19 protein-coding genes are annotated in these 26,870 nt (G+C 70.0%); 10 read left to right on the top strand and 9 right to left on the bottom strand.

The window, feature by feature from the left end; translation table 11 throughout:
- Nucleotides 1-34: 34 nt before the first annotated feature.
- Genes O9255_RS14815 through coaBC form a run of 3 tightly spaced genes read right to left on the bottom strand, consistent with a single transcriptional unit; the run spans nt 35 to nt 4,053 of the window.
- Entirely contained in the window at nt 35-2,359 is a 2,325-nt protein-coding gene (locus O9255_RS14815) for a phosphomannomutase/phosphoglucomutase (RefSeq protein ID WP_297867637.1), read from the bottom strand.
- Nucleotides 2,360-2,374: 15 nt separating this feature from the next.
- Complete coding sequence (dut, locus tag O9255_RS14810; RefSeq protein WP_345781385.1) at nt 2,375-2,842, bottom strand: dUTP diphosphatase; 468 nt, start codon at nt 2,840-2,842, stop codon at nt 2,375-2,377.
- Nucleotides 2,839-4,053 carry a bifunctional phosphopantothenoylcysteine decarboxylase/phosphopantothenate--cysteine ligase CoaBC gene (coaBC, locus tag O9255_RS14805; protein WP_297867636.1) on the bottom strand — a complete coding sequence of 405 codons (1,215 nt, stop codon included), beginning with the start codon at nt 4,051-4,053 and terminating at the stop codon, nt 2,839-2,841. The genes dut and coaBC overlap by 4 nt, the downstream gene beginning before the upstream one ends.
- Nucleotides 4,054-4,144: 91 nt before the next feature.
- Between coaBC and radC the strand changes: the two genes are divergently transcribed.
- Nucleotides 4,145-4,819: a DNA repair protein RadC gene (gene radC / locus O9255_RS14800; RefSeq protein WP_297867635.1), complete on the top strand. Its 675-nt coding sequence runs from the start codon at nt 4,145-4,147 to the stop codon at nt 4,817-4,819.
- A 56-nt stretch (nt 4,820-4,875) separates the two neighbouring features.
- Nucleotides 4,876-5,868, top strand: a complete 993-nt coding sequence (locus O9255_RS14795) for a hypothetical protein (RefSeq protein WP_297867634.1) — start codon at nt 4,876-4,878, stop codon at nt 5,866-5,868.
- Between the two features lie 76 nt (nt 5,869-5,944).
- Here the strand turns inward: O9255_RS14795 and O9255_RS14790 are convergent, their stop codons facing one another.
- The gene (locus O9255_RS14790; protein WP_297867633.1) at nt 5,945-7,729 is read right to left on the bottom strand and encodes a hypothetical protein; all 1,785 of its coding nucleotides are present in this window, start codon (nt 7,727-7,729) and stop codon (nt 5,945-5,947) included.
- Between the two features lie 232 nt (nt 7,730-7,961).
- On the opposite strand from O9255_RS14790, the gene argS reads away from it, so the two are divergent.
- Together argS and O9255_RS14780 are read left to right on the top strand one after the other, a co-directional pair.
- On the top strand, nt 7,962-9,725 hold the full coding sequence (gene argS / locus O9255_RS14785; RefSeq protein WP_297867632.1) for an arginine--tRNA ligase: 1,764 nt from the start codon (nt 7,962-7,964) through the stop codon (nt 9,723-9,725).
- The gene (locus O9255_RS14780) at nt 9,725-10,360 is read left to right on the top strand and encodes an SPOR domain-containing protein (RefSeq protein ID WP_297867631.1); all 636 of its coding nucleotides are present in this window, start codon (nt 9,725-9,727) and stop codon (nt 10,358-10,360) included. The genes argS and O9255_RS14780 overlap by 1 nt, the downstream gene beginning before the upstream one ends.
- Nucleotides 10,361-10,382: 22 nt before the next feature.
- On the opposite strand, the gene O9255_RS14775 is transcribed toward O9255_RS14780, so the two are convergent.
- Nucleotides 10,383-12,449, bottom strand: coding sequence for a diguanylate cyclase (locus tag O9255_RS14775; RefSeq protein ID WP_297867630.1), 2,067 nt, complete (start codon nt 12,447-12,449; stop codon nt 10,383-10,385).
- A 41-nt stretch (nt 12,450-12,490) separates the two neighbouring features.
- Nucleotides 12,491-13,342, bottom strand: coding sequence for an NAD(P)-dependent oxidoreductase (locus tag O9255_RS14770; RefSeq protein WP_297867629.1), 852 nt, complete (start codon nt 13,340-13,342; stop codon nt 12,491-12,493).
- A 139-nt stretch (nt 13,343-13,481) separates the two neighbouring features.
- Here O9255_RS14770 and O9255_RS14765 point away from each other — a divergent pair, with 139 nt between their 5' ends.
- A complete protein-coding gene (locus O9255_RS14765; RefSeq protein ID WP_297867628.1) occupies nt 13,482-14,414 on the top strand; it encodes a sterol desaturase family protein in 933 nt (310 codons plus the stop codon).
- On the opposite strand, the gene speA is transcribed toward O9255_RS14765, so the two are convergent.
- Complete coding sequence (gene speA / locus O9255_RS14760) at nt 14,387-16,303, bottom strand: arginine decarboxylase (RefSeq protein ID WP_297867627.1); 1,917 nt, start codon at nt 16,301-16,303, stop codon at nt 14,387-14,389. The genes O9255_RS14765 and speA overlap by 28 nt on opposite strands.
- Nucleotides 16,304-16,544: 241 nt before the next feature.
- Here speA and speE point away from each other — a divergent pair, with 241 nt between their 5' ends.
- Nucleotides 16,545-17,405, top strand: coding sequence for a polyamine aminopropyltransferase (speE, locus tag O9255_RS14755; RefSeq protein WP_297867626.1), 861 nt, complete (start codon nt 16,545-16,547; stop codon nt 17,403-17,405).
- Between the two features lie 73 nt (nt 17,406-17,478).
- Here the strand turns inward: speE and O9255_RS14750 are convergent, their stop codons facing one another.
- On the bottom strand, nt 17,479-17,817 hold the full coding sequence (locus O9255_RS14750) for a P-II family nitrogen regulator (RefSeq protein ID WP_297867625.1): 339 nt from the start codon (nt 17,815-17,817) through the stop codon (nt 17,479-17,481).
- A 68-nt stretch (nt 17,818-17,885) separates the two neighbouring features.
- Nucleotides 17,886-19,175, bottom strand: coding sequence for an ammonium transporter (locus tag O9255_RS14745; RefSeq protein WP_297867624.1), 1,290 nt, complete (start codon nt 19,173-19,175; stop codon nt 17,886-17,888).
- 279 nt (nt 19,176-19,454) lie between these two features.
- Between O9255_RS14745 and O9255_RS14740 the strand changes: the two genes are divergently transcribed.
- The 4 genes from O9255_RS14740 (at nt 19,455) to O9255_RS14725 (ending at nt 26,681) form a co-directional block, all read left to right on the top strand.
- A complete protein-coding gene (locus O9255_RS14740; RefSeq protein ID WP_297867623.1) occupies nt 19,455-19,724 on the top strand; it encodes an accessory factor UbiK family protein in 270 nt (89 codons plus the stop codon).
- A 9-nt stretch (nt 19,725-19,733) separates the two neighbouring features.
- Entirely contained in the window at nt 19,734-21,371 is a 1,638-nt protein-coding gene (locus O9255_RS14735) for a YifB family Mg chelatase-like AAA ATPase (protein WP_297867622.1), read from the top strand.
- Nucleotides 21,358-23,121 carry a potassium/proton antiporter gene (locus O9255_RS14730; RefSeq protein ID WP_297867621.1) on the top strand — a complete coding sequence of 588 codons (1,764 nt, stop codon included), beginning with the start codon at nt 21,358-21,360 and terminating at the stop codon, nt 23,119-23,121. The genes O9255_RS14735 and O9255_RS14730 overlap by 14 nt, the downstream gene beginning before the upstream one ends.
- A 209-nt stretch (nt 23,122-23,330) precedes the next feature.
- On the top strand, nt 23,331-26,681 hold the full coding sequence (locus O9255_RS14725) for a S8 family serine peptidase (protein ID WP_297867620.1): 3,351 nt from the start codon (nt 23,331-23,333) through the stop codon (nt 26,679-26,681).
- Nucleotides 26,682-26,870 lie beyond the last annotated feature (189 nt).

The raw sequence follows: 26,870 nt of genomic DNA, 5'->3' as shown, positions 1-26,870 counted from the left end.
GTCCGCGAGCGGACACCGGCGCGAGGGGCTGGGGTCAGAACGGCAGGGTCAGGTCGCTCCGGATCGCGAGAATCGCGGCGCGGAAACCGTCCTGCACCCGGGCCAGCGCCTCCTCGTTGTCCGCCTCGAAGCGCAAGACGAGGATGGGCGTCGTGTTCGATGCTCGAACGAGCCCCCAGCCATCCGGCCAGTCGGCGCGAAGGCCGTCGATCGTGGAGACGCGGGCCCCTTCGAAACGGGCCCCGGCCACGAAGGCCTCGATGAAGGCATGCGGCTCGCCCTCCTGCATCTCGATCTTGAGCTCGGGCGTGCTGGTGGCTTTCGGCAACTCGGCGAAGACCTCTTCCGGCTCCTCCGCGCGGGTGGCGAGAATCTCGAGCAGGCGCGCGGCGGCATAAAGGCCGTCGTCGAACCCGTACCAGCGCTCCTTGAAGAAGAAGTGGCCGCTCATCTCGCCGGCAAGCTCCGCCTCCGTCTCCTTCATCTTCGCCTTGATCAGCGAATGGCCGGTCTTCCACATCAGCGGGCTGCCGCCATGGCGCAGCACATAGCCGGCGAGGTGCCCCGAGCACTTCACGTCGTAGATGATGCAGGCGCCCGGGTTGCGCTCGAGCACGTCCGCCGCGAACAGCATCAGCAGGCGGTCGGGATAGATCATCTCCCCGTCGCGGGTCACCACGCCGAGGCGGTCGCCATCGCCGTCGAAGGCGAGGCCGATGTCGGCACCGGCGCGCTGCACCGCCTGCACGAGGTCCTCGAGGTTGTGCGGGTCGCTCGGGTCCGGGTGGTGGAAGGGGAAGGTGCCGTCGATGTCGCAGTACAGCGTCTCGACATCGGCGCCGATGGCTTCGAGCAAGCGCGGGCCGAGGTCGCCAGCCACGCCGCTGCCGGCGTCGACCACCACGCGAAGGCGGCGCTCGATCTGGATATCGCCGGCGACGCGGTCGATGTAGTCCTGGCCAATGTCGACGGTGTCGAGTTCGCCGCGGCGCTCGGCCACCGGCATGCGCCCTTCCGCGATGCGGACGTAGAGATCGCTGATCGCGCCACCGGACAGGGTTTCGCCGTCGACGACGATCTTGAAGCCGTTGTAGTCGGGCGGGTTGTGGCTGCCGGTGACGGCGATGGCGCTGCCGAGGCGCAAGTGGTGCGCGGCGAAATACGCGACCGGCGTCGGGACCATGCCGACGTCGGTGACGTCGATACCTGACATGCGCAAGCCGTCGATGAGCGCGCGCGACATCTCCGGCGAGGAGATCCGGCCGTCGCGACCGATGGCGATGCCACGCAGGCCCTTCTCCTTCATCAGCGCGCCGACGGCGCGGCCGATCAGGCGGGCGACGTCGGCGCTGAGCGTCTGGCCGACCACGCCGCGGATGTCGTAGGCGCGGAAGATGCTGCGCTCGACGGTGAACTCCGGGGCGCTGGGCGTGACCGCGACGGGCTTCGCGGATGACGGCCGGGCGGTTTCGAGCTTGCCGTCTGCCTGCAGCTCGGCGAGGGTCGGCTCCGCTTCCACGACCCCCTTGGCCTTGCGCTCCGTGAGGCGCCTCGCGAGCGCCGCCGCCTTCTCGCGCGGAACGAGCACGAGCGCCAGACCGAACACGACGACCAGAATGCCGGCGACCAGTTCGACCAAGCCACCCATGTCGAGCGTGCCCGGTTCGGCGTATGGCGAGGTGCCGACGACGCGCAGGCGGCTCTCGGGCAGGGCCACGGCGCCGCGTTCCGCCTCTTCCGAAAGGGTGATGTTTCCGGACTCGATCAGCGAGCGCCCGCCCTGACGCAGGGCCGCGTAAGCCCCAGAGGGCGCGGCGCGGTCGATGGGCGGCTGCAGCAGGTCGAGCGGGCGGCGCACGTAGGCGACGCCGACCAGCCCGTTCTCATCGGGAATCGGGGCGGCAAGCGCCAGCCACGGACGCCCGGCGTCCTGCACGACCGCCATCTGCACACCATCGCGGTCGAGTGCAGACACCAGCAGCCCGAGCTTGCCGTAGCCGAAGCGCTCCGCGTTACCCCACAGCGGGGTGATGTCGGCCGGATGGATCTCGACGGCTTCGATGCCCACCCAGTCGCCGGCCAGCGCGGAGCGCGCGCCGTCGAGGTTGTTGCCCAGCACGGCGTCGCGAACCCGCGGGAGCTTGCGCTGTGCTTCGAGGCTGGCGCGCTCGGCGTCGAGCAGCGCGCGCAGCTCGGCGACCGCGGCCGTCCGCGCCTCTTGGGCCGTCACCGCAAGGTCGGCGGCCGAGCGCAGGGTCCAGCCGCCCCAAACCAGCAAGGCGCCCGCCACGATGGCAAACACCGCCAGCAGGATGTTGAGGATGCGGATCTTCGGACGGGGCGTTTCGGCGTTCTGCATGCGGGGGTCCGGGGGTCAGCGGGTGCCAGTGTGGCCGAAACCACCTTCACCGCGCTCGGAGGCGTCGAAGGCGGCCACGACGTTCCAGCGGGCGCGGGCGACGGGCAGGAACACCAGCTGGGCGACGCGGTCGCCGGGCTGGACGGTGACAGGAGCGGTGCCGCGGTTCCACAGGCTGATCATCAGCGGCCCCTGGTAGTCGGCGTCGATCAGGCCGGTGAGGTTGCCCAGCACGAGGCCGTGCTTGTGGCCAAGGCCCGAGCGCGGCAGCACCACGGCGCACAGCGCAGCGTCACCGATGTGGAAGGCCAGCCCGCTGGGCACCAGGGCGGTCTCGCCCGGGGCCAGCGTGAGCGGTGCCTCGAGCATGGCGCGGAGGTCCATGCCCGCGGACTGCGCGGTGGCGTAGTCCGGCAGCGGGAACTCGCCGCCGAGCCGGGCGTCGAGGATCTTCAGGTCGACGGCGGGCGACAGGGCACTCATGCGCGGCCCAGCCAGTCGGCGATCCAGTCGACCAAGCCGCGGGCGATGTCGGCCTTGCGCGCGGTGGCGAAGGTTTTCTCGCCGCCGTTCCAATACAGCGTGAGCGCGTTCTCGTCGGCATCGAACCCGCAACCCGGCACGCCGACCTGGTTGGCGGCGATGGCGTCGAGCTTCTTGGCGGCGAGCTTGCCCCGCGCGTAGGCCTCAACGTCATGCGTCTCCGCCGCGAAGCCCATCACGCAGCGCGGGCGCTGGGCGTGGACCGCGACTTCGGCCAGCACGTCGGCGGTGCGCTCCAGCAGCAGCGTCATCGGGCCAGCGCCCTTCTTGATCTTCTGCCCCGCGACCTCGGCAGGGCGGTAGTCGGCGACCGCGGCGGCACCAACGTAGGCATCGTGCCCCGGCAGCGCGACCAGGACAGCGGCGTGCATCTCGGCGGCGCTGCGGACGTCGACGCGACGGACCCCGGCCGGCGTGGCCAGCTTCACGGGGCCGGCCACGAGCGTGACTTCCGCCCCGGCACGCGCCGCCGCTTCGGCGACCGCGAAGCCCATCCGGCCGCTGCTCCGGTTACCGACGAAACGCACCGGGTCGATGTCCTCGTAGGTGGGGCCGGCACTGACCAGCACGCGCCGCCCCGCGAGGCGCTTCGGCGTGGTGGCCTCGGCGATCGCTGCCGCGAGATCCCCGACGAGCTCGGTGGGCTCGCGCATCCGGCCCTCGCCGGTTTCCCCGCAGGCCTGCTCGCCCGCACCGGGACCGAACACGGCCACGCCACGCTGGCGGAGCGTGGCCACGTTGGCTTTCGTCGCCGCATTCGCCCACATCACGCGATTCATCGCCGGCGCAACGGCGATCGGTGCTTCGGTGGCAAGGCACAAGGTGCTGAGCAGGTCGTCCGCCCGCCCCTGCGCGAGGCGCGCAAGGAAATCGGCGGTGGCGGGAGCCACCAGTACCCGCGTGGCCCAGCGCGCCAGCTCGATGTGGCCCATCGCCGCTTCCGCCGATTCGTCCCACAGCGAATCACGCACGGGATGTCCGGAGAGGGCCTGCAGCGTGGTGGCGGTGATGAAGTGCGCCGCACCCTCGGTCATGACCACGCGGACCTCCGCGCCAGCCTCGCGCAAGCGGCGCACGAGGTCGGCCGACTTGTAGGCGGCGATGCCTCCGCTGACGCCGAGCAGGATCCTTTCCCCGTGCAATGCCGCCACGCCGCGCTCCATCGAGAATGAGTTGGAAGCTTACCCCAGCGCACCGCGGGTTCGGACGGCCAATCCGCCCCGCGCACGCCACGCTGGCGCCATGACCCTGCACGACTGGCCCGCCACGGACCGCCCCCGCGAACGCCTGCACGCCCAGGGCCCGGATGCCTTGTCCGACGCCGAGCTACTGGCCCTGTTCCTCGGCACCGGGCCACGCGGCAGCAATGCCGTCGCCCATGCCCAAGGCCTCATCAACCGCTGCGGCGGGCTGCGTGCCCTGCTCGACCGCGCTCCCGCTGAGCTGCGCCAACTTCCCGGGATCGGACCGGCGCGGGCCGCGCTGATCTCGGCGGCGCTGGCCTTGGGGCGACGCCAGTTGCAGGGCGAACTCGCTCGCGGCGACGCCCTCGCCTCACCGCGGCAGGCCGGCGAGTACTTCAGCCGCTGGCTGCGCGCGTCGCCGCGCGAGCGCTTTGGCGTGCTGTTCCTCGACAACCGCCACCGCGTGATCGCCCACGAGGTGCTGTTCGAAGGCTCCATCGATTCGGCCGCCGTGCACCCCCGCGTGGTGGTGCAGCGCGCCATGGGCTTGAATGCGGCGGCCGTGGTGCTGGGACACAACCATCCAAGCGGCGTCGCCGAGCCGAGCGCGGCCGACCGCCAGCTCACTGCAGCGCTGAAACAGGCGCTGGCCCTTGTCGAGGTACGCCTGCTCGACCACTTCGTCGTCGGCGACGGTCCGGCCGTCTCGATGGCCGAGCGCGGCTGGGTCTAGCGGTGGGGGGGAAAACCGCCCGTATACTCCGGTCGAACCGCTCCCCGGGCACGCCCATGCCGATCGACTACCGTCTGGTGTACCCGGCCGATGCCGTCGAACAGGCCGTGCCGATCGGCGCGCTGACGAATCCCGCGCTCGACCCACGCGCCGCCGCGTATGCCAGCCGTGTCGCCCGAGCCTGCGAACGGGCCGGCATCAGCAACGCGGCGGTCGTCGACGTTGCCAGCGTCGCGGTGGTGCGCATGGCGATGCGCTACGGCCCGCTGGGCAAGGACGGCCACGCCTACCACAACCAGGACCACCTGCTGGAGCTCCTCGAGGACAAGCTGCCGGCCCTGCTCGCGCAGGCTGGCCTGACCACCGGCGGACGCGAAGCGCTGGCCTTGTTCTGCGCCTGCCACGACCTGCGCCAGCGCGAGGCGCGACGCCATGACCACGAGCCGATCGGCGCCAACGAAGCGGCGAGCCTCGCCGAAACCGAGCGGCTTCTGGATGCCGCCGGCCTCTCCGGGAACACGCTCCGCATGATGTTGCGCTTCGCCATCGTCGGCAGCACTTTCGCCGCCGGCAACGACGAGAACGTGCAGTCGCAAGGAGCCTTCGCCCACCGGCTGGCGGGATGGATGGACGGCTCGCAACCGGGTTGGCGCGACGACCCGATTGCCGCGGAGGCCGAGCACCTGGCCCGCATGGCGGCGGACATCGACACCAGCAACGTGGCGTCGCCGTACATCGATTTCGCGCAGTCCGCGGTCGCGCTCGCCACCGAAATCCAGTACCGCGCGGGCCGTGCGCTGGACGCTGCGGAATCCGCCGCAGGCTGCCTCGGCTTCCTCACCGAGGGGCAGGAGCGCTACGTTTTCGCCCTGCAGCGCTTCGCCTCGCGCGAGGGCCGTGCCGCCTTCGGCGCCCAGCGCGACGCGAACGCGGCCCGCGTGCGCGAGACCGGTCGTCGGCTCCGCGAACGCTTCCCCTCCGGCTCGACGCCGAGCTCGGGGCATGCCGTGATCAACGCCTTCCGCGAGATCGCCGCGCAGGCGCCCTGAGCCCACACCCTCCACCCGGAAAACGGAAGGGCCGGCGATCGCTCGCCGGCCCCTCTTCTTGCCGCTGTGCTTCGGATCAGGGGTTGAACGGACGCGACCAGGTCAGGGTCCAGTTGTCGTTGTCCGAGTTGCTGCGGAAGGCGCCCACGTAATCGGTCGGGACGAACCAGTCGTTCACGCTCGGAGCCGCGCCGCCCGGCGGGAACACGCCGGCCGGGGCGTTGCCGTTCGGCAGGAAGCTGCCGGCGACGAGCGGCGACGTCGCGAGGACCTCATTGCCGGTCTGCGACGAGAACCAGCGCTGGGCGTAGTTCGCAGACAGGCCGGTGCCGGTGCGGGTGTTCGCCACGCAGCCGGCGACCTTGATGTTGTTGCCGGTGAGGACACCGCTCAGCCCGATGTCCGGGTTGCCGGCCGCAGCCTCGGTTGCCACGCCGTCGAACGCAACGCAAGCGCGCGGGAAGCCGGCAATGATCAGGTTGTAGAAGTTGCCGCCCGAACCGCTGTTGACCAGAAGGCCGTCGCTGCCGGTGACCGCCGACGGGCCGAGAACCGTGACGTTGGCGACGGTGCCGCGCGCGCGCGGGTTGGCGTCGACGTTCGTCGGGCTGTTCGACAGCTCGAAGCCGTGGTTGGAACCCGGGCAGCCGCGCTGGTCGACCACGCCGAACTGCAGCTTGCCGGTGAAACCCTCGTCCCAGTCGAAGCCGTCGTCGCCGCCGCAGGTCACCAGCGCGTAGCGGACGTTCGCCGTGCCGCCGAACCACTCGAAGCCGTCATCCTGGCCGCGGAAGGCCTGCAGGTACTCGAGCGTGGTGCCCGAGCCGACGCCGTTGAAGGTGAAGGCGTTGAGCTCGCGGTTCGTGGTGAAGATGTAGCCCGAGTAGCGGACCTGCATGTAGCGCACGACGCCGCTGTTGTCTTTGGCGTCGGTGCCGCCGTAGCGGTTGGTGGTATCCCACTCGGCGACGCAGTTGGGGTTGCAGTTCGACGGGGCCTGGCCCGAGATCACGAGGCCACCGAGCTGACCCGGGGCCGGCGCGGCCGGGGCGCCCGGCAGCTCGTTGGCCGTCGTCATGATGATCGGGAACTGGCGCGTGCCTTCGGCGAAGATCTTCGAGCCGCGGCTCACGGCAAGGTGGTCGAAGGAGTTCGCGCTGGCGCCCGTCGACACCAACAGGGTGCCCGGCTGGATGCGCAGCGTGGCCGCGGTGCCGCTCTGGCCGACATCAGTACCGACCTGCACCTTGCCGTTCATGACCCACGTGATGTTGTTGGTGAGGGTCTGGTCACCGGTGAGCGTGGCCGGCAGCTGGCAGGCGCGAGCGCCAAAGGCCGGCGCGGCAGTGGCGAAGCCCGGGCAAGCGGTGAAGGCTTCCTGGTAGGCGCAGGTCGAGCCATCAACACCACCGAGGCGCTCAAGCGTCTGCGTGCGGTTGGCGAAACCCGTGCCGGCGTCCATCGTGTAGCTCACGGTGATCGAGTTGCAGCTGTTGACCGTGAAGGTCGCGGTGCCGATCTGCGTGTTGGCCGAGGTGCCCGGCGCCGGCCAGGTGCCCGCGGCAGCGCGGAAGATCGGCACATTCGTCGAGGTGTTCTGGAACTCCGACCAGTTCTGCTGCAGCGTGATCCAGAACGGGTTGCCGGCGTTGTCATAGACGAAGTCCGCGGCGAACAGGGTGCCGCCGGCGCGCTGCGCGTTCGGGATGAAATCGATCAGCACGCCACGGCCGGAGGCGGCCGGGTCGAACCAGGCGCCGTCGAAGGCTTCGGACAGACGCACCGAGGCATGGGCTTGGGTGGCGGCCAGCGCGATCGCACTGGCCAGCGCGAGTCGGGTGTAGCGGATCTTGGCGGACATGGCGGAACTCCAGAAGTCGGGGAACGGGCCGGCGACGGCCGGTCGCCGTCGAGCGACGCCATCCTCGGGCCCGTCCATGACAGCCCGGCGAGGCTTTCTTGACGGTCAGGTTGCAGTTCGGCCGCCCCGCCGGCCTTCCGGTAAACTTCGCGATCGCCTGCGGGCGGGCCCCCAGGGGCCCGAGCCGCGCCTCGATTTCGGCCCGGCCCTGCCGGGCACCCCGGAACCCGCCGTGAAAGAACACCTCCGCGAACTGCTTGCCCAGGCCCTGCTCGACCTCCGTCGCCACGGCCGCCTGCCGGCGGATCTCGCCCTGCCCGAAGTCGTCATCGACCGGACCAAGACGCCCGAACACGGCGACTACGCGACCAACCTCGCCCTGATGCTGGCCAAGCCGGCCGGGATGAAGCCGCGCGACGCCGCGCAGGCGCTCGTCGATGCGCTGCCGAAGTCGCAGCACGTGGCCAAGGTCGACATCGCCGGCCCGGGATTCCTGAACTTCCACATCTCGCAGGGCTGCCGCCTGGCGACGATCCGCCGCGTGCTCGACCAGGGCGAGGCCTACGGCCGCGGCGAGCCGGGCTCGCTCGAGTCGGTCACGGTCGAGTTCGTCTCGGCCAACCCGAACGGCCCGCTGCACGTCGGCCACGGCCGCGGCGCCGCCTACGGCGCCACCGTCGCCACCCTGCTCGAGGCCGCTGGCCACACGGTGCAGCGCGAGTACTACGTCAACGACGCCGGCCGCCAGATGGACATCCTCGCCGTCTCGGTGTGGGTGCGTTACCACGAGCTGGCGGGCGTGGCCCTGCGCTTCCCCGACAACGGCTACAAGGGCGACTACGTCATCGAGATCGCGCGCAAGTTGCGCGGCAAGGTCGGTGATGCGTTCAAGCGCGGCGCCACCGAAGTGATGGACGGCCTGCCGGCGGACGAATCGCAGGGCGGCGACAAGGAAGCCCACGTCGACGGCCTGATCGCCCGTGCCAAGGCCCTTCTCGGCGAAGCCGACTACCGCAAGGTGTTCGACGCCGGCCTGTCGTGGTGCCTCGCCGACATCAAGGACGATCTCAAGGGCTTCGGCGTCGTCCATGACAACTTCTTCAGCGAGCGCTCGCTGATGACCGACGGCTACGTGCAGCGCGCCATCGACACGCTGCAGGCCAACGGCCACCTGTACGAGCAGGAAGGGGCGCTGTGGTTCCGCGCGACCAGCTTCGGCGACGACAAGGACCGCGTGGTCAAGCGCGAAAACGGCGTCACCACCTACTTCGCTTCCGACCTCGGCTACCTGCTCAGCAAGTTCGAGCGCGGCTTCGAGCGCGCCATCTACATCTTCGGCGCCGACCACCACGGCTACATCGCCCGCCTCAAGGCCGCGGCGCAGGGCCTCGGCCTCGACCCGGCGAAGATCGACATCGAGCTGGTGCAGTTCGCCATCCTGTTCCGCGGCGGCGAGCGCGTGCAGATGTCGACCCGCGCCGGCAGCTTCGTCACCCTGCGCGAGCTGCGCGAGGAAGTGGGCACCGACGCGGCGCGCTTCTTCTACGTCATGCGCGGCAACGACCAGCACCTCGACTTCGACCTCGATCTCGCCAAGAGCGAGTCGAACGAGAACCCGGTCTATTACATCCAGTACGCGCACGCGCGCATCGCCTCGATCTTCCGCCAGGCGGTGGAGAAGGGCTACTCGTGGAACCGCACCGCGGCCGAAGCCGCACGCGCGAAGCTGGTCGAGCCGCAGGAGAACGCGCTGATCACCGAGCTGATGCGCTTCCCGGAGGTCGTGCAGGCCGCCGCGCAGCATCGCGGCCCGCAGATCATCGCGAACTACCTGCGTGAGCTCGCCGCCTGCTTCCACGCCTTCTACAACGCCCAGCCGATCCTGATCGCCGACGAGGAGCTGCGCCATGCGCGCCTCGGCCTCGCCGCGGCGACGCGCCAGGTGCTGGCGAACGGCCTCGGCCTGCTGGGCGTCTCGGCCCCGGAGAGCATGTGATGGCGGCGAAGCGCGGCGGCAAATCGCAGGCGAAGCGCGGCGGCGGCCTGAAGACCGGCCTGATCCTCGTCACCGGCCTCGCACTGGGCCTCGGCCTCGCCGCGGCCTACCTGATGTTCGGCGACCGCCAGAAGCTCGACGCGATCCTGCCGCAGCCGAACCCGCAGGCCGAAGCCCCGGCGCCGCGCCGCGATGCCGAGCCGGTGGCGCAGGAGCCGGAAGAGGCGACGGAAGCGCCGAAGCCGACGTTCGACTTCTACACCGTGCTGCCGGAGAAGGAAGTGGAACTGCCGGGCGAGACCGCCGAGGCGGCCGCGCCGGGCAGCACGGCGCCTGCATCGACGGCTCCGACGATGACCCCCGCGGCGGGCGCTGGAACGACGACACCGTCCGCGGCGCCTGCGGCGCCAAGCGGCCTGCAGCTGCAGGCCGGCGCCTTCGGCAATGCCGGCGATGCCGAGGCGCTGCGCGCCCGGCTGGCGCTGGTCGGCCAGATGGCGCGCATCGAAACCGTGCAGGCCAATGGCCGCACCCTGCATCGCGTCCGCTTGGGCCCGTATGCCGACGTGGCCGCGCGCGATGCCGCGCAGAAGGCGCTGGCGGAAGCCGGCGTGACGGCGACACCGGCGCGCTGAGGAATCCGTCGGCGGCTCGGGCCTACGGGGCTCCGCCGCCCTCGCGATCGAAGGACCGCACCAGTTCGAAGGCCCCGGCCCTCAGCAGCGACCGCACGTCCTGGCCCTCGATGGCGGGCTCGTTGTCGAGCCGCCGCACGACGCCCACCCAGGCATCGCGGCGTGCCTTCGCGAGATACAGGGCCTCGTCCGCCAGCGCGAGGGTGGCGTCCCAGTCCCCGGCGGTGGCTTCCGGAAGGATCGGGAAGGCCGCGAAGCCGATCGAACAGGTGAGCGCGAGCGGGGCCTCACCGTCGATGGCGAAGCGCTCGGACCGCACGGCGGCGGCGAGACGCGCCGCCAGCACCGGCGCCTGCGCCCGGTCGACGAAACGCTGCACGACGAGGAACTCCTCGCCACCCCACCGCACCAGCACATCGGAACTCCGGCAGGTGGCCTTCAGCACGGCGGCGAACCGCGCCAGCACCCGGTCGCCCACGGCATGCCCGCGCTGGTCGTTCACGGCCTTGAAGTGGTCGATGTCGATGAGCAAGGCCACCAGATCGCTGTCGGCGGCACGCTGGCCGTCGGCGCGCCGCCGCAGGCTGAGCGGCAGATCGGCCTGCAGCGTGTCTTCGAGCAGACGACGATTTCCGAGGCCTGTGAGCTGGTCGGTTCGCGTCAGGTCGGCCAGCCGGCGGTTGATCGCCTGCAGTTCGCGACGACGCAGCAGGAAGCCGCCGAACACCAGGGCAAGGGCGACGAGGGCGGCCGCAAGCCACAGGCGCGTCGTTCGCTCCTCGCTGAGCTGCAGGTCCTGCTCGGCCCGCTCGCGTCGCAAGGTCTCGAGCTCCAGCTCCCGTCGTTCGGCCTCGTAACGGCGGTCGAGCGCGTCGAGGCGGCGCGTGCGCTCCTCGTCGAAGATGCGGTCGCTGAGTGCCTTGTGACGACGGAACGATTCAAGGGCCTCGCCATGGCGTCCGGCCGCGGCCTGCACCTCGGAGAGCTGCAAGGTGGCTTGGCGCTGCACCTCAAGCGCTTCGCCTTGCTCGGCTTGCGCGAGGGCGCCGAGGATCCGGGCCTCCGATGTCGCCAAATCGCCCTGGCGGAAGGCAAGGCGCCCTTGGGCAAGCCCCACCAGCATCCGCTCCCGGGGTTGGTCGAGCGCTTCGGCGATGGCCTCGGCGTCGCGCAGGTGCTCCGCCGCATCGGTCAGCCGATCGTCTTCGAGCCCGACCTGGGCCAGGGCGATCAGGGAGATCAGCTCCCCGGGCCGGTCACCCGCCTGTCGCCGCAGGGCGAGGGCCTCTTCATGATGGGCACGGGCGGTGGCGACATCCTCCGCATCGAGCGCGAGGTCCCCGAGGTTGTGCAGGGTTCCCGCGATGCGTGTCGGTACGCCGAGCTCGCGACGAACCGCCAGCGCGAGCTGGTAGTGCTCAAGGGCCCGCTCGCGGTCGCCGAGCCGGGCATACAGCACGCCGAGATTGTTCTCGGACAACGCGATGTCCTGCGCTTCGCCCAGCGATTCGCGCAGACGCAAGGCTTCATGCGTGTAGCGCAGGGCGGTGTCGTAATCGGCGAGATCGAAGCCGTGCGCCACGCCGAGGTTGTTCAACACCCCGGCGATTTCGCGGGGGCGCGCCAGCGAGCGCTCGATCGCCAGCGCCTGTTCGAACAGAACGATGGCTTGTCCCGGCTCACCGCGGCTTCGTGCGATCACACCAAGGTTGTTCAGGGCGCGGGCGAGTCCGGGCGAATCACCCTCGCGCTCGGCCAGCGCACGCCCGCGGCCGGCGACGGTCGTCGCTTCGTCGTAGCGGCCAAGCACCATCTGCGCCCAGCCCATCTCGTTGAGCACGCGCACTTCGGAAGCCGGGTCCGGCCATTGTGCGAGGAGCACCAGCGCCTCGTCCCCCGCCGACAGCGCGCGCTCCGGGGCCTCCTGCCGCGAGGCCACCACGAGGTCCACCAGGGGAGCGATACGGGCCTGCCCCGCGACGCCCTGCAGGGAGGCCTCGAGCCGTTCGCGCTCACTGGAGGGGGCCGCTGACGACGGCAGTGGCAACAGCAACGCCAGCCCAAGCACCGCCACCACCAACCATCGCATCGGGGGCGATCGGCGGGGTCGGTCCGGCGCCATGCGGGGCCTCAGCGCTTCAGCTGGATCAGGGCCGAGGTGTCGAGCTCGCCGTCACCGCGGCGCTCGAGCTCGCTGTAGTCCGCCAGCGCGCGGTCGATCACCGGATGGCGGATGCCGGCGGCGTCGGCCATGGCCTGCACGATCCGCAGGTCCTTGGCCATGTGGGCGCACTTGAAGCCCGGCTTGAACTCGTCGCGCAGCATCGTCGCGCCGCGCTTGTCGAGGAACCAGTTGCTGGCCGCGCCGGCCATCAGCGTGGGCAGCAGGCGTTCCGGGTCGAGGCCCAGCTTCTCGGCAAAGGCCAAGCCCTCGCAGACCGCTTCGTTGATGCCGGCGACCAGGATCTGGTTCACGGCCTTGGTCGCCTGCCCGGCACCGGTCGGCCCCATCAGCGCGATGCGTGCGCCATAGGCGTCGAGCACCGGGCGAGCACGTCCGAGAGTCGCCTCGTCGCCGCCGACCATGATCGAGAGCCGACCGTTCTTCGCGCCCTCGACGCCACCCGACACCGGCGCATCGAGGAATTGGATGCCGCGAGCGGCCAAGCGCTTCGCCGCTTCGCGGGCGGTCTCGACCGCGACCGTGCTGTGGTCGATCACAATCGCCCCCGGGGATAGCACCGCGGCCAGACCGTCGACGTTCTCCAGCACATCAGCGTCGGCCGAAACGCAGAGCGCCACGACGTCGCAGCCGGCGTAGTCCGTGAAACCGGTCGCCGCCGCCACGTCGGCGCGGTCGGTAGCGAACGCCTGCGCCTTTGCGAGCGTGCGGTTACCGGCCACTCCGAGCAGGCCTCGGTCGGCAAGATGGCCCGCCATCGAGTGCCCCATGGCCCCGAGGCCGATGAATCCCGTCCGCATGTCCGCTCCTACGCTTCTCGCCGCTTGTGGGCGAAGTGTCCCACAGCGACCGGCCGCCGGGACCGATGGGCGTTGCGCATCGCGCGAACACCGCGTAATGAGGACGCTCAGGACCTTCTGGCCGGACGGAATGCGCCCCGTGAACACCCATTCCTGGCGGCTTCGTGCACGACATTGGATCGAAAGACTCGGCCACCCCGTACTGCTGGTCGGCGCAGGATTGGTCTGGTGGGGCATGGGGCGCAGCGCCGATGCGGTGCTGGTCGCCTTGGTCGTCGCCTTCGTCCTGCTGACGCTGCTGGAACACCTCGTGCCGGCGATGCCGGACTGGCGCCTGCGGCCGGGCCAGCGCCTGCAACTCGTTGGCCTATACCTGATGAGCTTCGTGCTGTTCGGCGTGCTCACCGGGGTGCATGAGTCCCTCCTCGTGGCGCCCTTGGCGGCGACACGCGAGGCGTTGGGCCTCGGTTGGCCCGATTCGCTGCCGGTCCTGGCCCAGGTGCTGCTGCTGTTCTTCGCCAGCGACTTCATCTACTACTGGATCCATCGCGCGATCCACCGGTGGGGCTGGCTATGGAAGGCCAGCGGGCACGGCTTCCACCACGCCTTCCAGAACCTGCATGCCTTGAACGTCGGAACCAACCACCCCTTCGAGATCGTGCTGCTCACCCTGCCGATGGTGCTGGTGGCCACGATGTTCGGCGCCGGGGCGGAAGCGGTAGGGGGCGCCAGCGTCCTGATCGTCGTGAACACCGCCGCGGCGCACGCGAACGTCCGGATGGAAACCCCCGGCCTGAACTGGCTGGTCACTTCCGCCAACCAGCACCGCCGGCATCACTCCGCCGTTTTCGAAGTCAGCAACACGAATTTCGCCTGCAACGCGATCCTCTGGGACCGGCTGTTCGGCACCTACTCGAGTGGCGACGTCACGCAAACCGGCATCGGACCGCGCGAACCGACCCTGCTGCAGAAGTTCCTGCTGCCCTTCCGCGAGCCGGACTTCGCCGACACTGCAGCGAGTCGCACGAAGAAGCCGCGGAACGATTACTCCAGCGGCTCTTCGGACAAATAGGTGTAGCCGGTCAGCCCGGCCTCGAGTGCGGCGAGGAACTCGGCCGCCGTCGCTTCCGGGAGGTTGGCGGCTTCGACGTTGGCGCGATAGCGCGCGCGCAAGTCGGTGAGCTTGTAGCCGACGTAGTCGAGCATCACGTCGGTGGTGTCGCCGCGACGCTGCGTGTCGAGCCGGTAGGCGCCGGCGCCGTCGAGGTGCACGGCCACGGTGTCGGTGTCGCCGAATAGGTTGTGGATGTCGCCGAGCGTCTCCTGGTACGCGCCCACCATCGCGATGGCCAGCAGGTAGGACTCGCCGGGCTTCAGCGCATGCAGCGGCATAGACGCGTCGAGCGCTTCGCTCTCGACGTAGGTATCGATGCGGCCGTCGGAGTCGCAAGTGAGGTCGGCGATCACGCCGCGACGTGTCGGCTCCTCGTCGAGGCGCTCGACCGGAACGATCGGGAACACCTGCTCGATGGCCCAGACGTCCGGGATCGACTCGAACACCGAGAAGTTGACGAAGTACTTGTCGACCAGGCGCTCGTTGAGCTCGTCGAGCACCGGGCGGTGGCTCTTCTCTTCGGCCGACAGGCGCTGCCGCACCGCGTGGGCGATGGCGTAGAAGAGATCATCCAACTGGGCACGCTGCTCGACGCCGAGCTGTCCCAGCGCGAACAGGGTCTGGCCCTCGGCGAGATGGTGCTGGGCCTCGTGGAAGAGCTCGACCGGCGGGCGCACGTCGAGCTCGGCCTGCACTTCGCGCAGATGGCGGATCACCGAAGGCTCGCCGGGCTGCGAAGGGCCGACACGGCCTTCCGGCGCACGCTCGACTTCCGACACATTCACCACCATCACCGCATGGTGCGCGGTCATCGCGCGGCCGGCCTCGGTGATCAGGCGCGGCTGCGGCAGGCCGTGTTCGGCGCAGGCTTCGGCCAGCGGCTGCAGCAGGGTGTAGGCGTACTGGTCGAGGCCGTAGTTGATCGAGCAGAAAGACCGCGAGCGCGTGCCTTCGTAGTCGACGCCGAGGCCACCGCCGGAATCCATCAGGCGGATCGGGCAGCCACGCTTCGACAGTTCGACGAAGTAGTTCACCGCCTCGCGCATGCCGCTGGCGATGTCGCGCACGTTGCTGATCTGCGAGCCCATGTGGAAATGCAGCATCGCGACGCTCTCGCCGAGGCCCGCGGCCTGCAGCTTGTCGACCGCATCCAGCACCTGGCGCGGCGAGAGGCCGAACTTGGCCTTGTCGCCGCCGCTGTTCTGCCACTTGCCGGCGCCGAGCGACGCCAGGCGCAGGCGGATGCCCACCACCGGCGTGATGCCGAGTTCGCGCGACTCCTCGATGATCAGCCCGACTTCCGAGGGCTTCTCGATCACGAGGATGGTGTCGAGGCCGAGCTTGCGGCTCATCAGGGCGAGGCGGATGAACTCGCGGTCCTTGTAGCCATTGCACACCACGACGCTGCCCGGCTGCGCCAGCGCCAGCACGGCCATCAGCTCCGGCTTGCTGCCGGCCTCGAGGCCGAAGTCCGCGGTGTAGGGCGCTTCGCCGACCGCCGCACCCACCCGCGCCAACTCACCGGCCACGCCGGCGTGCTGGTTCACTTTGATCGGGTACACCGCCGTATAGCCGCCGCGGTAGTCGAGTTCGCGCATGGCCTGCGCGAACGCCTGCTGCAGCTTGCCGAGGCGATGGCCGAGCACGTCGGAGAAGCGAACCAGCAGGGGCAGCTTGTGACCCATGCCGCGCGCCCGCTCCACCACGTCGGAGAGCGCGATCGCCGGGCCCTCGTCGCCATTGGGGCGCGCCACCAGGCGGCCGCGACCGTCGATGTCGAAATACCCGTCCGACCAGTACGGCACGGAATAGGTGTGGCGGGCGCGGTCGAGCGTCCAGGCGGTCATGGGCTGGGGGCCAGGTGGAAACAAAGGGCGCGTAGTGTACGACCGGGGGGTGAACAGGGGGACGATGGCCGGCGCCTCGCCGCGCAAAGGGGGGTAGACTGCGCGCCCCCGGGCGGGCGGGCCCGCGCGGCGGCGGCGAGCAGCATTCGCGCCGCGCATCCAGAGCGGGGCTCGCGCCCCACCGAGAGCAGAGCTCGCTCCCCACCCACCGGCTTCGACTACGAACCTTCGGAGAACCCTGATGACGTCCTCTTCCTCGACTTGGCTCCACGAGACCTTCGACCACACCGGCTCGGCCTTCGGCCTGCGCGTGACGGCGAAGCTGGACGAAGTGCAGTCGCCGTTCCAGAAGATCGAGATCTACGACAGCACCGACTGGGGCAAGGTCATGCTGATCGATGGCGCGATGATGGTGACCACGCGCGACAATTTCTTCTATCACGAGATGATGGCGCACGCGCCGCTGTTCACCCACGCCAACCCGGAGAACGTGGTGATCATCGGCGGCGGCGACTGCGGCACGCTGCGCGAAGTGCTCAAGCACCCGGGCGTGAAGACCGCCGTGCAGTGCGACATCGACGAGCAGGTCACGGTGATGGCCCGCAAGTACTTCCCGGAGCTGTGCGAGAGCAACGACGACCCGCGCGCGACGGTGATGTTCGACGACGGCATCGCCTACATGAAGAACGCCGCGCCGGAGAGCATCGACGTGGTCATCGTTGATTCGACCGACCCGGTGGGCCCGGCCGAGGGCCTGTTCAACCGCGCCTTCTACGAAGACTGCCTGCGCGCGCTGAAGCCGGGTGGCCTGCTCGTGCAGCAGAGCGAGAGCCCGCTGGCGCTGATGCACCTCATCCTCGACATGCGCGCCGCGATGCGCGACGCCGGCTTCCAGGACTTCCGCGTACTGCCCTTCCCGCAGCCCTGCTACCCGACGGGCTACTGGAGCTGCCTGATCGCGTCGAAGGAATCGCGCGATCTCACGCAGTTCCGCATGACCGACGCCGCCGCGCGCCCGTTCGAGACGCTGTACTACAGCGCCGCCATCCACCAGGCCGCGCTGGCCCTGCCGCCCTTCGTCGAGAAGGCGCTGGCGAAGTAATCCGGCCAACGCTGGCGATGCAAAGAGAAAGGGCGCCGCGAGGCGCCCTTCTCCGTTGCGCCGAGCCTTCGGCTTACAGCGCGTCGCCGTCCAGCTCGCCGGTGCGGATGCGCATCACCCGCTCGAGGTCGTAGACGAAGATCTTGCCGTCGCCGATCTTGCCGCTGTTCGCAGCGCCGGCAATGGCTTCGACGACGCGGTCGACCTGGTCGTTGGTGACCGCCACTTCCAGCTTGATCTTCGGCAGGAAGTCGACGACGTACTCGGCGCCGCGGTACAGCTCGGTGTGGCCTTTCTGCCGCCCAAAGCCCTTGACCTCGGTGGCGGTGATGCCGGTGACCCCCACCTCGGACAGCGCTTCGCGCACGTCGTCGAGCTTGAAGGGCTTGATGATGGCCGTGACCATTTTCATCGGGATGTCCTTTCGTCAGTTCAGTGCGAAGCCTAAGGCGCGGGGCATTCCCCGCGCCATGGCCGCGATCAGAGGTTGTAGCCGTTCTCGCCGTGCAGGGCGAGGTCGAGGCCTTCCTGCTCTTCTTCCGGCGTGGCGCGCAGCCCGCCGAACAGACCGGCGATCTTCAGCGTGATCACGGTGACCACCGCCGACCACACCACGGTGATGCCGACGGCCGCGGCCTGCCAGAACACCTGCTCGCCGATCGTGCGGTCGCCGGGCAGGCCGGCACCGCCGAGGGCGGCCGACGCGAACACGCCGGTCAGCAGGGCGCCGATGATGCCGCCCACGCCGTGCACGCCGAACACATCGAGCGAATCGTCGTAGCCGAAGATCCGCTTCAGCTTGGTGGCTGCGAAGAAGCAGACCACGCCCGAGATCGCACCGATGGCCAGCGCACCCATCGGACCGGCGGTGCCAGCGGCCGGCGTGATGGCGACCAGGCCGGCGACTGCGCCGGAGGCGATGCCCAGCACCGAGGGCTTTCCGTGGGTGATCCACTCCGCGGCGATCCAGCCCAGCGCCGCCGTGGCCGCCGCGATCTGCGTGACCAGCAGGGCCATCGCCGCGCCACCGTTGGCCGCGACCGCGCTACCGGCGTTGAAGCCGAACCAGCCCACCCAGAGCAGGCCGGCACCGATCAGCGTGTAGCCGAGGTGGTGCGGGGCCATCGCCGTGGTCGGCCAGCCCTTGCGCTTGCCCAGCATGATCGCCGCGACGAGGCCAGCGACACCGGCGTTGATGTGCACCACCGTGCCGCCCGCGAAGTCGATGACGCCCCAGTCCCAGAACAGGCCACCCACGCCGGCCCAGGTCATGTGTGCGATCGGCAGGTAGGCGAAGGTGAACCACAGCGCCGAGAACACCAGCAACGCGGCAAAGCGCATGCGTTCGGCGAAGGCACCGACGATCAGCGCCGGCGTGATGATGGCGAAGGTCATCTGGAAGGCCACGAACAGGCTTTCCGGGATGGCCAGCACCAGCGAATCGCGCGTCACGCCAGAGAGGAAGACCTTGTCAAAGCCACCGATGAAGCTGGCGAGGTTGATCTCGCCTTCCACCATCCCCGTGGTGTCGAAGGCCAGCGAATAGCCGTAAACCACCCAAAGCACCGTGATCAGTCCAGCAATCGCGAAGCACTGCATCAACACGGACAGCACGTTCTTGGCCCGCACCATGCCGGCGTAGAACAGCGCCAGGCCCGGCAGGGTCATCAGCAGCACCAGTGCCGTGGCCACCAGCATCCAGGCGGTATCACCCGCCGAGATCGTGGCCTCCTGGGCACTCGCCGCACTTGCCGCCGTCAGACCGGCCAAGCCGACCGCCCACGCCGACGCCCCTTTCGCGGCGCGTCGAAGCGCGCCCTCCCCTCGAACTCGCATTCGCATCGTTGTCTCCCCAGGTGAAGTGATCCCCACCGTCGATGCGACCAGAAACGGATCGATTGTCTACGTCACGCGGGCTGTGCTTTGATACGGGCCCTCGCTCGGGACCCCGGCCTGCCGGCATCGGCCCACCTCTCGCCGCGACGTCTCCTGACACTTTCGCGGCCCTCCCGCCGCCACGCTGTCGTCGACCGCCCACGGAGCGCCACCATGATCGACCTCAAGGCCATCGACGACCTCGCCCGCCGCCTCAACGACCTCGTGCCGCCCGGCCTCGAGGGCGCGCGCGCCGATCTCGAGAAGAATTTCCGCGCCGCGCTGCAAGCCGGCCTTGGCAAGCTCGACCTCGTCACCCGCGAGGAATTCGAAGTGCAGAAGGCCGTGCTTCGCCGCACCCGCGAGAAGCTCGAAGCGCTGGAACGCCAGCTCGAGGCCTTGGACGCCGCCTCGCGTCCTGCGTCACCCGACACCCGCAACTGAGTCGCCGCCATGGCGTTGGCGCTGGTGCACACCCGTGCACGCTGCGGCGTGCGCGCGCCCGAAGTGCGCGTGGAAGTCTTCATGGCCGGGGGCCTGCCGCAGGTGACCATCGCGGGGCTCGCCGGCACGGTCGCCCGCGAGTCGCGCGAGCGCATCCGCGCCGCCCTGCAGGCCAGCCAGTTCGAGCTGCCGAGCAAACGGGTCACGATCAACGTGGCGCCCGCGGAGTTGCCGAAGGACGGCGCGCGCTTCGATTTGCCTATGGCGGTCGGCCTGCTTGCCGCCGCGGGACAGATCCCGCTGAAGGCCCTGCGCGAGGTCGAACTGCTCGGCGAACTGTCGCTGTCCGGCGCCCTGCGCGGCATCAGTGGCGCGCTGCCGTCCGCCATCGCCGCCGGTGAAGCGGGGCGCGCGCTGATCGTGCCCGAGGAGAACGCCACCGACGCGGCATATGCGAGCCGGGCGAAGGTGTTCGGCGCCCGCACGCTGGCGCAGGTGGTCGCCCACCTGCGCGGCGAACGGTTGCTGGCACCCGTGCTTTCGCCGGTGGCGGAGGACGCCATGACCGCCACGACACGCGGCGCCGAAGGCGCGGACCTCGCCGACGTGATTGGCCAGACCCTCGGCAAGCGCGCGCTCGAGGTCGCTGCCGCCGGCATGCACGGGCTGAGGTTCACCGGCCCGCCGGGCTGCGGCAAGACACTGCTCGCGCGTTGCCTACCCGGGCTGATGCCGCCGCTCACCGAAGCGGAGGCATTGGAGCTGGCGGTGATCCGCAGCCTCGCCGCACCCCTGCGGGAGGCCGGTGGTTGGCCCACGGCACGACCGTTCCGCGCTCCGATGCACGGTGCCAGCGCGGTCGCGCTGGTTGGGGGGGGCGGGATTCCGCGCCCGGGCGAGCTTTCGCTGGCACACCATGGCGTTCTGTTCCTCGACGAACTCCCCGAGTGGAGCCGCAGCACCCTCGATGCCCTTCGCGAACCGCTGGAATCCGGCGATGTGCAGATCGCGCGTGCGGCGATGCAGGCGGTGTTTCCCGCGCGCCCTTTGCTCGTCACCGCGATGAACCCCTGCCCCTGCGGCTGGGCCGGCGATCCCGCGGGCCGCTGCGACTGTCCGACCGACGCCATCGCGCGCTACCAGTCACGCGTCAGCGGCCCGCTGCTGGACCGCATCGACCTCCATGTCGCGCTGGCCCGCGTGCCCGCTTCGGCCTTGATGGCACCGAGCGGTCCCGGCCTTCCTAACGATGCCGAGGCGTCGCGCGCGAACGAGTCCAGCGCCACCGTCCGCGCCCGCGTGCTGCGGGCCCGCGAGCGCCAACAAGCCCGGCAAGGCAAGCCGAACGCCCATCTGGCCCCGGGCGAGCTCGAGGCCGTCATCGCCGCCACGCCAGCGGCGCGGGCCTTGCTCGAACGCGCCGCCGATCGCCTCACGCTCTCGGCACGCGCAGTGCATCGCACGCTGCGGGTGGCACGCACCCTCGCCGACCTGGCCGGTGACGACGCAGTCGAAACGCCACACATGGCCGAGGCGATCGGCTTCCGCGCGATGAGCATCGACTCGAATCCGTCGTTGCAGGCTACGCTGCAAGCCTCGACGCAAACGGAGCACCGGGCCGGGCATGGAGTGGTTGGCACGCACTGACACGTGGTTGCTGGGCGGCGCCCTCGTCGCCCTGCTGGGCATTGGCTCGAGCCTCGTGGCTCGCCGCTTCGGCGCGCCGCTGCTGCTCGTGTTCCTCGCGCTCGGTGTCGCACTCGGCCCGGAGGGTGCCGGCTTCACGATGGCGCCGGGCATCGTCTACGCGATCGGCGCGCTGGCGCTGGCCATCATTCTGTTCGACGGCGGCCTGCAGACGCGGCTCGCGCCGCTGCGCCCGGCCATCGCCCCGGCGCTTTGGCTGGCGACGGCCGGCGTGGCCATCACCGCCGTGCTCACGGCCTTGGCGGCGATGTGGCTGCTCGGGATCGGCTGGGTGGAGGGCCTGCTGCTCGGCGCGGTGCTGGCTTCGACCGACGCCGCGGCGGTGTTCTTCCTGCTGCGCGGTGCCGGCATCGCGTTGCCGAAGCGCGTCAACGGCGTGCTGGAGATCGAATCCGGCAGCAACGATCCCGTCGCCGTGTTCCTGACGGTGCTGTTGTGCACCTGGCTGTCGGTGGGCAACGTCGGCGGGCCGGGCGGACTGGCGCTGACCCTCGTGCTCCACCTCGTGCTGGGTCTGGGCTTGGGGGTCCTCGGCGGGCGCCTGATCGCCCTCGGCCTCAATCGCCTGTCCTTGCCCGAGGGCTTGCACCCGCTGTTCGCGCTGGCGGGTGCCGTGGGCTTGTTCGCGGCGACCAACACCCTGCACGGCAGCGGCTTCCTCGCCGTCTATGTCGCCGGCCTCGTGCTGGGGCAGAAGCCGGTGCGCGCGATCGCCAACGTCACCACCGTGCTCAACGCATCCACCTGGCTGGCACAGGGCGGCATGTTCCTGCTGCTCGGCATGCTGGTCGTGCCCTCCACCCTGCTTGATGTGCTCGGCCCGGCGCTGGCCCTGGCCGCGGTGCTGATGCTGGTGGCGCGCCCCGTCGCCGTGGCCGCCTGCCTGGCGCCCTTCGGCTTCCACAAGCGCGAGATCGGCTTCGTTGGCTGGGTCGGCTTGCGCGGTGCGGTGGGCATTTTCCTCGCGTCGCTGCCCTTGCTCACCGACCTGCCGAACGCGGCCCTCTACTTCAACGTCGCCTTCGTTGTCGTGGTGACCTCGCTGCTGGTGCAAGGCTGGACCCTGAAGCCGGCGGCGAAGCTCTTCCGCGTGGCCCTGCCGCGCCGCGACACGGCCACGCGCCGCATCGAACTCGACCTGCCGGGCCAGCTCGAGTTCGAACTGGTGGGCTATCGCGTCGGGCCGACCAGCGCCGTGCTGACCAAGAACGCCGAGCTGCCCGGCTGGGCGCGCCCGGCGATGGTGGTGCGCGAGGGACGCATCCTGCTGCCGACCGAGGCCGGTCCCGCGCAGGCCGACGACACCGCCTATTTCCTCGCACCGCCGGGCGAGGTCTACCGCCTCGACTGGCTGTTCGCCGAGGGCAACGAGGCGCGCGAGGCCGAACACGAGACCTTCGGTGCCTTCAGCCTGGCGGGCGACGTGCCGCTGGGCGAACTGGCCGGCTTCTACGGGCTACCGATCCCGCCGCGCTACGCGGCCCACACCGCCAGCGAGATGTTCGCGACGCGCTTCGAAGGCGAAGTGCACATCGGCGACCGGATCGCCCTCGGCGGCGCCACCCTGGTGGCGCGACGCATCCGCGACGGCCGCGCCACCGAGATCGGCATCGTCTTCCACACCGACTCGCTGGGACGCTTGCAGCGCTGGATGTCAGGATGGCGTGAGCGTCTGCGTCGCGCGTTCTGATGCAGCGCAGCGCAGGACCGGCATCGAGGCCGGAGCAGGACTCCGCGCACTTGCAGGGTCGCGCGCTTCACGTTACACAGTAACGGTACGACCGTCGCGCCCCCGCTTCCGGTCGTCCTGTCCCCGCGAACCCGCCTAGGCGTCGATGCCAAGTCCATCGACCCGCGGGGGCGCGGACTTCATCTGAACGTTTCGTTGGGGAGTCATCCATGCGTCGCTTGCAGCAGAAGTGGTGTTCGATCGCGGTTTCGTCGGCCCTCGTGGCCATGGTGGGTGCGGCACAGGCGGCCTCGCTGGACAGCGCCGCGGTGGCGAAGTCCGATTCACCGGCGCTGAAGGCCTTCGCCGCGACGGGCCGCATGCCCTACATCGTGGGCTTCCGCGATGTGCCCGCCGTCACCTACGAGGCGCAGCTGAAGCAGGCGCCGACGCCGCCGCTGCGCGGGAAGATGGCCGTCGACCACGATGCCGCGGTGGCCGCCTACGCGACGCAGCTCGAAGGGCGCCAGCGCAACAACGAGGCGCGCCTGAAGGCGAGCGTCGGCCGCAATTTCGAGGTCCAGCACCGCATGCAGCATGCCTTCAACGGCATCATCGCCGAGCTGACGCCGGCGGAAGCGGCGGCCCTCGCCAACGACCCGACGGTCACGCTGGTCGAGCCCTACGCCGAATACCTGCTGGATGACGACGCCGCCCCCTCGGTGATTGGCGCCAACACGGTCTGGGAGGACGGCACCGGCTTCCACCGCGCCGCCTTCATGACGCGCGGCCGCACCGAAGTGTCGGTCTACAACCGTCGCGCGAAGGGCGAGGGCGTGCTGGTGGGCGTCATCGATTCCGGCATCAACTTCAACAGCCCCTCGTTCGCTGGCGTAGAGCCCGAAACGGGCTTCGAATTCAGCAATCCGTTCGGCGAGGGGAACTACCGTGGCCAGTGCGCCAGCGGCCGCATTGACGCTGGTCGTTGCAATGACAAGCTGGTGGGCGGCTACGACTTCGTCTATGCGGCGGTATGTACACCGAACGCCCCTGCGACGGACCCGTGCCGCCCGGGCGGCACATGGCGCGAGGATCCAAGCTTCGGCGACACCGACGGCCACGGTTCGCATACTGCAGGCACCAGCGTCGGCAACGCGCGCGAAGTCAGCTTCCGCGGCAACGCCCTGACGCTCAGCGGCATCGCGCCGCGCGCCAACGTCATCGCCTACGACGCCTGCTACACCATCATCGCAACGAACCAGGGCCCCTGCCCGAACGTTTCAACACTCGCGGCCATCAACCAGGCCGTCGCCGACGGCGTCGACGTCATCAACTACTCTATTGGCGGCGGCGCGCAGCCTTGGTCGGAAGCCATTTCCCAGGCATTCCTCGCCGCGGCCGATGCTGGCATCTTCATCTCCACTTCTGCCGGCAACAGCGGCCCGAACCCATCGACCAACGGGCACAACTCACCTTGGGTGATGACGGTCGCCGCTGCACAGTCGGGCCGCGCGAGCTATGAGTTCACCCTCAACACCAGCGGCGCCGGCGTGCCGACCAACCTCTCGCAGGTGCTGCTCAACGCGGGCACGGGCGGCGTCGAGCTGACCGGTTCGATCCCGAGCAGCGTGCTGCGCGCGGGCCCTGGCTTCACCGGCGCGGCCGACGGCTGCACCGCCAGCGGCGCGTTCCCGGCCGGCTTCTTCAGCAACCGCATCGCCCTCGTGCGCCGTGGTACCTGCCCCTTCACCGAGAAGGCCGCGAACGCGGCCGCGGCTGGTGCGCGTGCGGTGATCATCGTCAACAACGCGGCCGGCGGCATCGCGCCATCGGTGCCGGGCGCCACCGTGCCGGTGTTCGGCATGGCGCAGGACAGCGGCGTGGCCCTGCAGGCGCTGACGGTGTCGAACCCGGCGCTGACGTCGACGGTGCCCTTCCCGGCCACCCGCATCGACAATACCGCCGACGAACTCGCCGGCTTCAGCTCGCGCGGCCCGTCGCCGTTCTCGGTGCTGAAGCCAGACATCACCGGACATGGCGTCAACATCCTCGAGCCGCTGACGTGCACCGATCCGGCGCAGCTTCCCACGGCGGCCTGCGGCAACGCGATCGGCTTCCTCAGCGGTACGTCCATGTCCTCGCCGCAGGTGGCCGGTAGCGGTGCGCTGCTGCGCCAGCTGTTCCCGACCTGGACGCCCGCCGAGATCAAGTCGGCGCTGATGATGACGGCGCGTCAGGGCGTGCTCAATGAGTTGGGGGCTGTCGCCACGCCCTTCCAGGCCGGTGCGGGCCGCGTGCAGGTCGACGCCGCGGCGAAGGCCGGCCTCGTGCTCGACGAGCAGCGCGCCGACTACACGGCGGCGAACCCGGCGCTGGGCGGTGATGTCTCGGCGCTCAACCTCGCCAGCATGACCAACCGAGGCTGCAGCACGACCAGTTGCACCTTCACCCGCACCTTCCGCAGCACGCGCGGCACCTTCCAGACCTTCAGCCTCTCGCTGTCGGGCGTGACGGGCACGATCAGCACGCCGGTGTTCACCATCGCGCCCTTCGGTACGCAGACGGTCACGGTCACCGTGAACACCGCGGGCCAGCCGGCCGACGGCACCTACCGTTTCGGCACGCTGACGCTGGCTTCCACCGGAAACGATGCCAGCACGCGCTCGCCGACCCTGCGCCTGCCGATCGCGGTGGCCGTGCGCAACCCGGAGCTGGGCCTCAGCACCGAGACCATCGCCATCAGCGCGCCGGCCAACACCACGCGCAGCGCCAACTTCACCCTGTGGAGCAACAGCAACCCGGTCGACTTCACCACGAGCACCACGGGCACCGGGACCGGCGCAGTCGTTTCGCAAAGCAGCGCGGGCGCCACCAGCGGTTACGCCACGGGTCGCTACAGCGATCTCGGCATCGGCCAGTTCGCCGCCGATGACTTCGTGTTGACGCAGGCGACCACGCTCGCCAGCATCTCCAACGAGGGCTTCGTGCTGGGCACCGGCACGATCCCGGCGACGACGGTGATCGGCTGGTCGATCTTCGCGGACGCCGGCGGCGTGCCGGCCGGCAACCCGGAGACCTCGCCGAATGCGGCCGTGTGGCGCTACTCGGCGCCGGCCAACTCCGCGGGGATCAGCACCGCCGGTGGCGTGCTTCGCCTGAACCTTGCGGCCGCGGGCCAGAACGTCACCCTGCAGCCCGGGCGCTACTGGCTGGTTCCGCAGGTGAATGCCGTCTTCGCCAACCGGTTCGCTTGGTTCTTCTCGCAGCAGGGCAACGGCACGGCGCCGCGCACGATCATCCCCAGCAACGCGGCGCCCAACAACGTGTGGACGACCCCGGCCGGTGCGCCCACGGGCCTCGCCTACACGCTGAACGGTACGGTCGGCTGCGGTGCCCCGTGGATCAGCGGCCTGGCCCCGGCCTCGGGTCGCGCGGTGGCCGGTGCACCGTCCACGGTGAGCTTCAACGTCAACACTGCGGGCCTCGCGCCGGGCAACTACTCGGGCTTCGTCTGCCTGGGCAGCAACGACCCGAACCGCGCGACGGCCACCGTCCGCGTGAACCTGACCGTGACGCCGTAAGGCCCGCGGGATCAGCAAAAAAGAACGGGCCCTTCGGGGCCCGTTCTTTTGGCGCTGTTCGCGTTGATTGTGGTTGATTCGCTCACGCCATGGCCAACCTGAGCAGCGCTGCGGCTCCTGCGCCCGTTTGGGCGTTCCGCTCCAAGGCGCGGAACCAGCCCAGATAGTTCGGCAGATAGGACGTCGCCA

This window comes from Silanimonas sp. (genome assembly GCF_027530345.1).
Taxonomy (GTDB): domain Bacteria; phylum Pseudomonadota; class Gammaproteobacteria; order Xanthomonadales; family Xanthomonadaceae; genus Silanimonas.
Note: the sequence above shows the minus strand (reverse complement) of the source record. Positions and strands in the feature narration are given on the sequence as shown.

Coding starts and splice junctions, on each gene's coding strand:
- O9255_RS14735 (WP_297867622.1), top strand. CDS start 19,734: ATGGCGTTGGCGCTGGTGCACACCCGTGCACGCTGCGGCGTGCGCGCG.
- dut (WP_345781385.1), bottom strand. CDS start 2,842: ATGAGTGCCCTGTCGCCCGCCGTCGACCTGAAGATCCTCGACGCCCGG.
- speA (WP_297867627.1), bottom strand. CDS start 16,303: ATGACCGCCTGGACGCTCGACCGCGCCCGCCACACCTATTCCGTGCCG.
- O9255_RS14770 (WP_297867629.1), bottom strand. CDS start 13,342: ATGCGGACGGGATTCATCGGCCTCGGGGCCATGGGGCACTCGATGGCG.
- O9255_RS14790 (WP_297867633.1), bottom strand. CDS start 7,729: ATGTCCGCCAAGATCCGCTACACCCGACTCGCGCTGGCCAGTGCGATC.
- speE (WP_297867626.1), top strand. CDS start 16,545: ATGACGTCCTCTTCCTCGACTTGGCTCCACGAGACCTTCGACCACACC.
- O9255_RS14775 (WP_297867630.1), bottom strand. CDS start 12,449: ATGCGATGGTTGGTGGTGGCGGTGCTTGGGCTGGCGTTGCTGTTGCCA.
- O9255_RS14725 (WP_297867620.1), top strand. CDS start 23,331: ATGCGTCGCTTGCAGCAGAAGTGGTGTTCGATCGCGGTTTCGTCGGCC.
- O9255_RS14780 (WP_297867631.1), top strand. CDS start 9,725: ATGGCGGCGAAGCGCGGCGGCAAATCGCAGGCGAAGCGCGGCGGCGGC.
- O9255_RS14740 (WP_297867623.1), top strand. CDS start 19,455: ATGATCGACCTCAAGGCCATCGACGACCTCGCCCGCCGCCTCAACGAC.
- O9255_RS14750 (WP_297867625.1), bottom strand. CDS start 17,817: ATGAAAATGGTCACGGCCATCATCAAGCCCTTCAAGCTCGACGACGTG.
- O9255_RS14815 (WP_297867637.1), bottom strand. CDS start 2,359: ATGCAGAACGCCGAAACGCCCCGTCCGAAGATCCGCATCCTCAACATC.
- radC (WP_297867635.1), top strand. CDS start 4,145: ATGACCCTGCACGACTGGCCCGCCACGGACCGCCCCCGCGAACGCCTG.
- O9255_RS14795 (WP_297867634.1), top strand. CDS start 4,876: ATGCCGATCGACTACCGTCTGGTGTACCCGGCCGATGCCGTCGAACAG.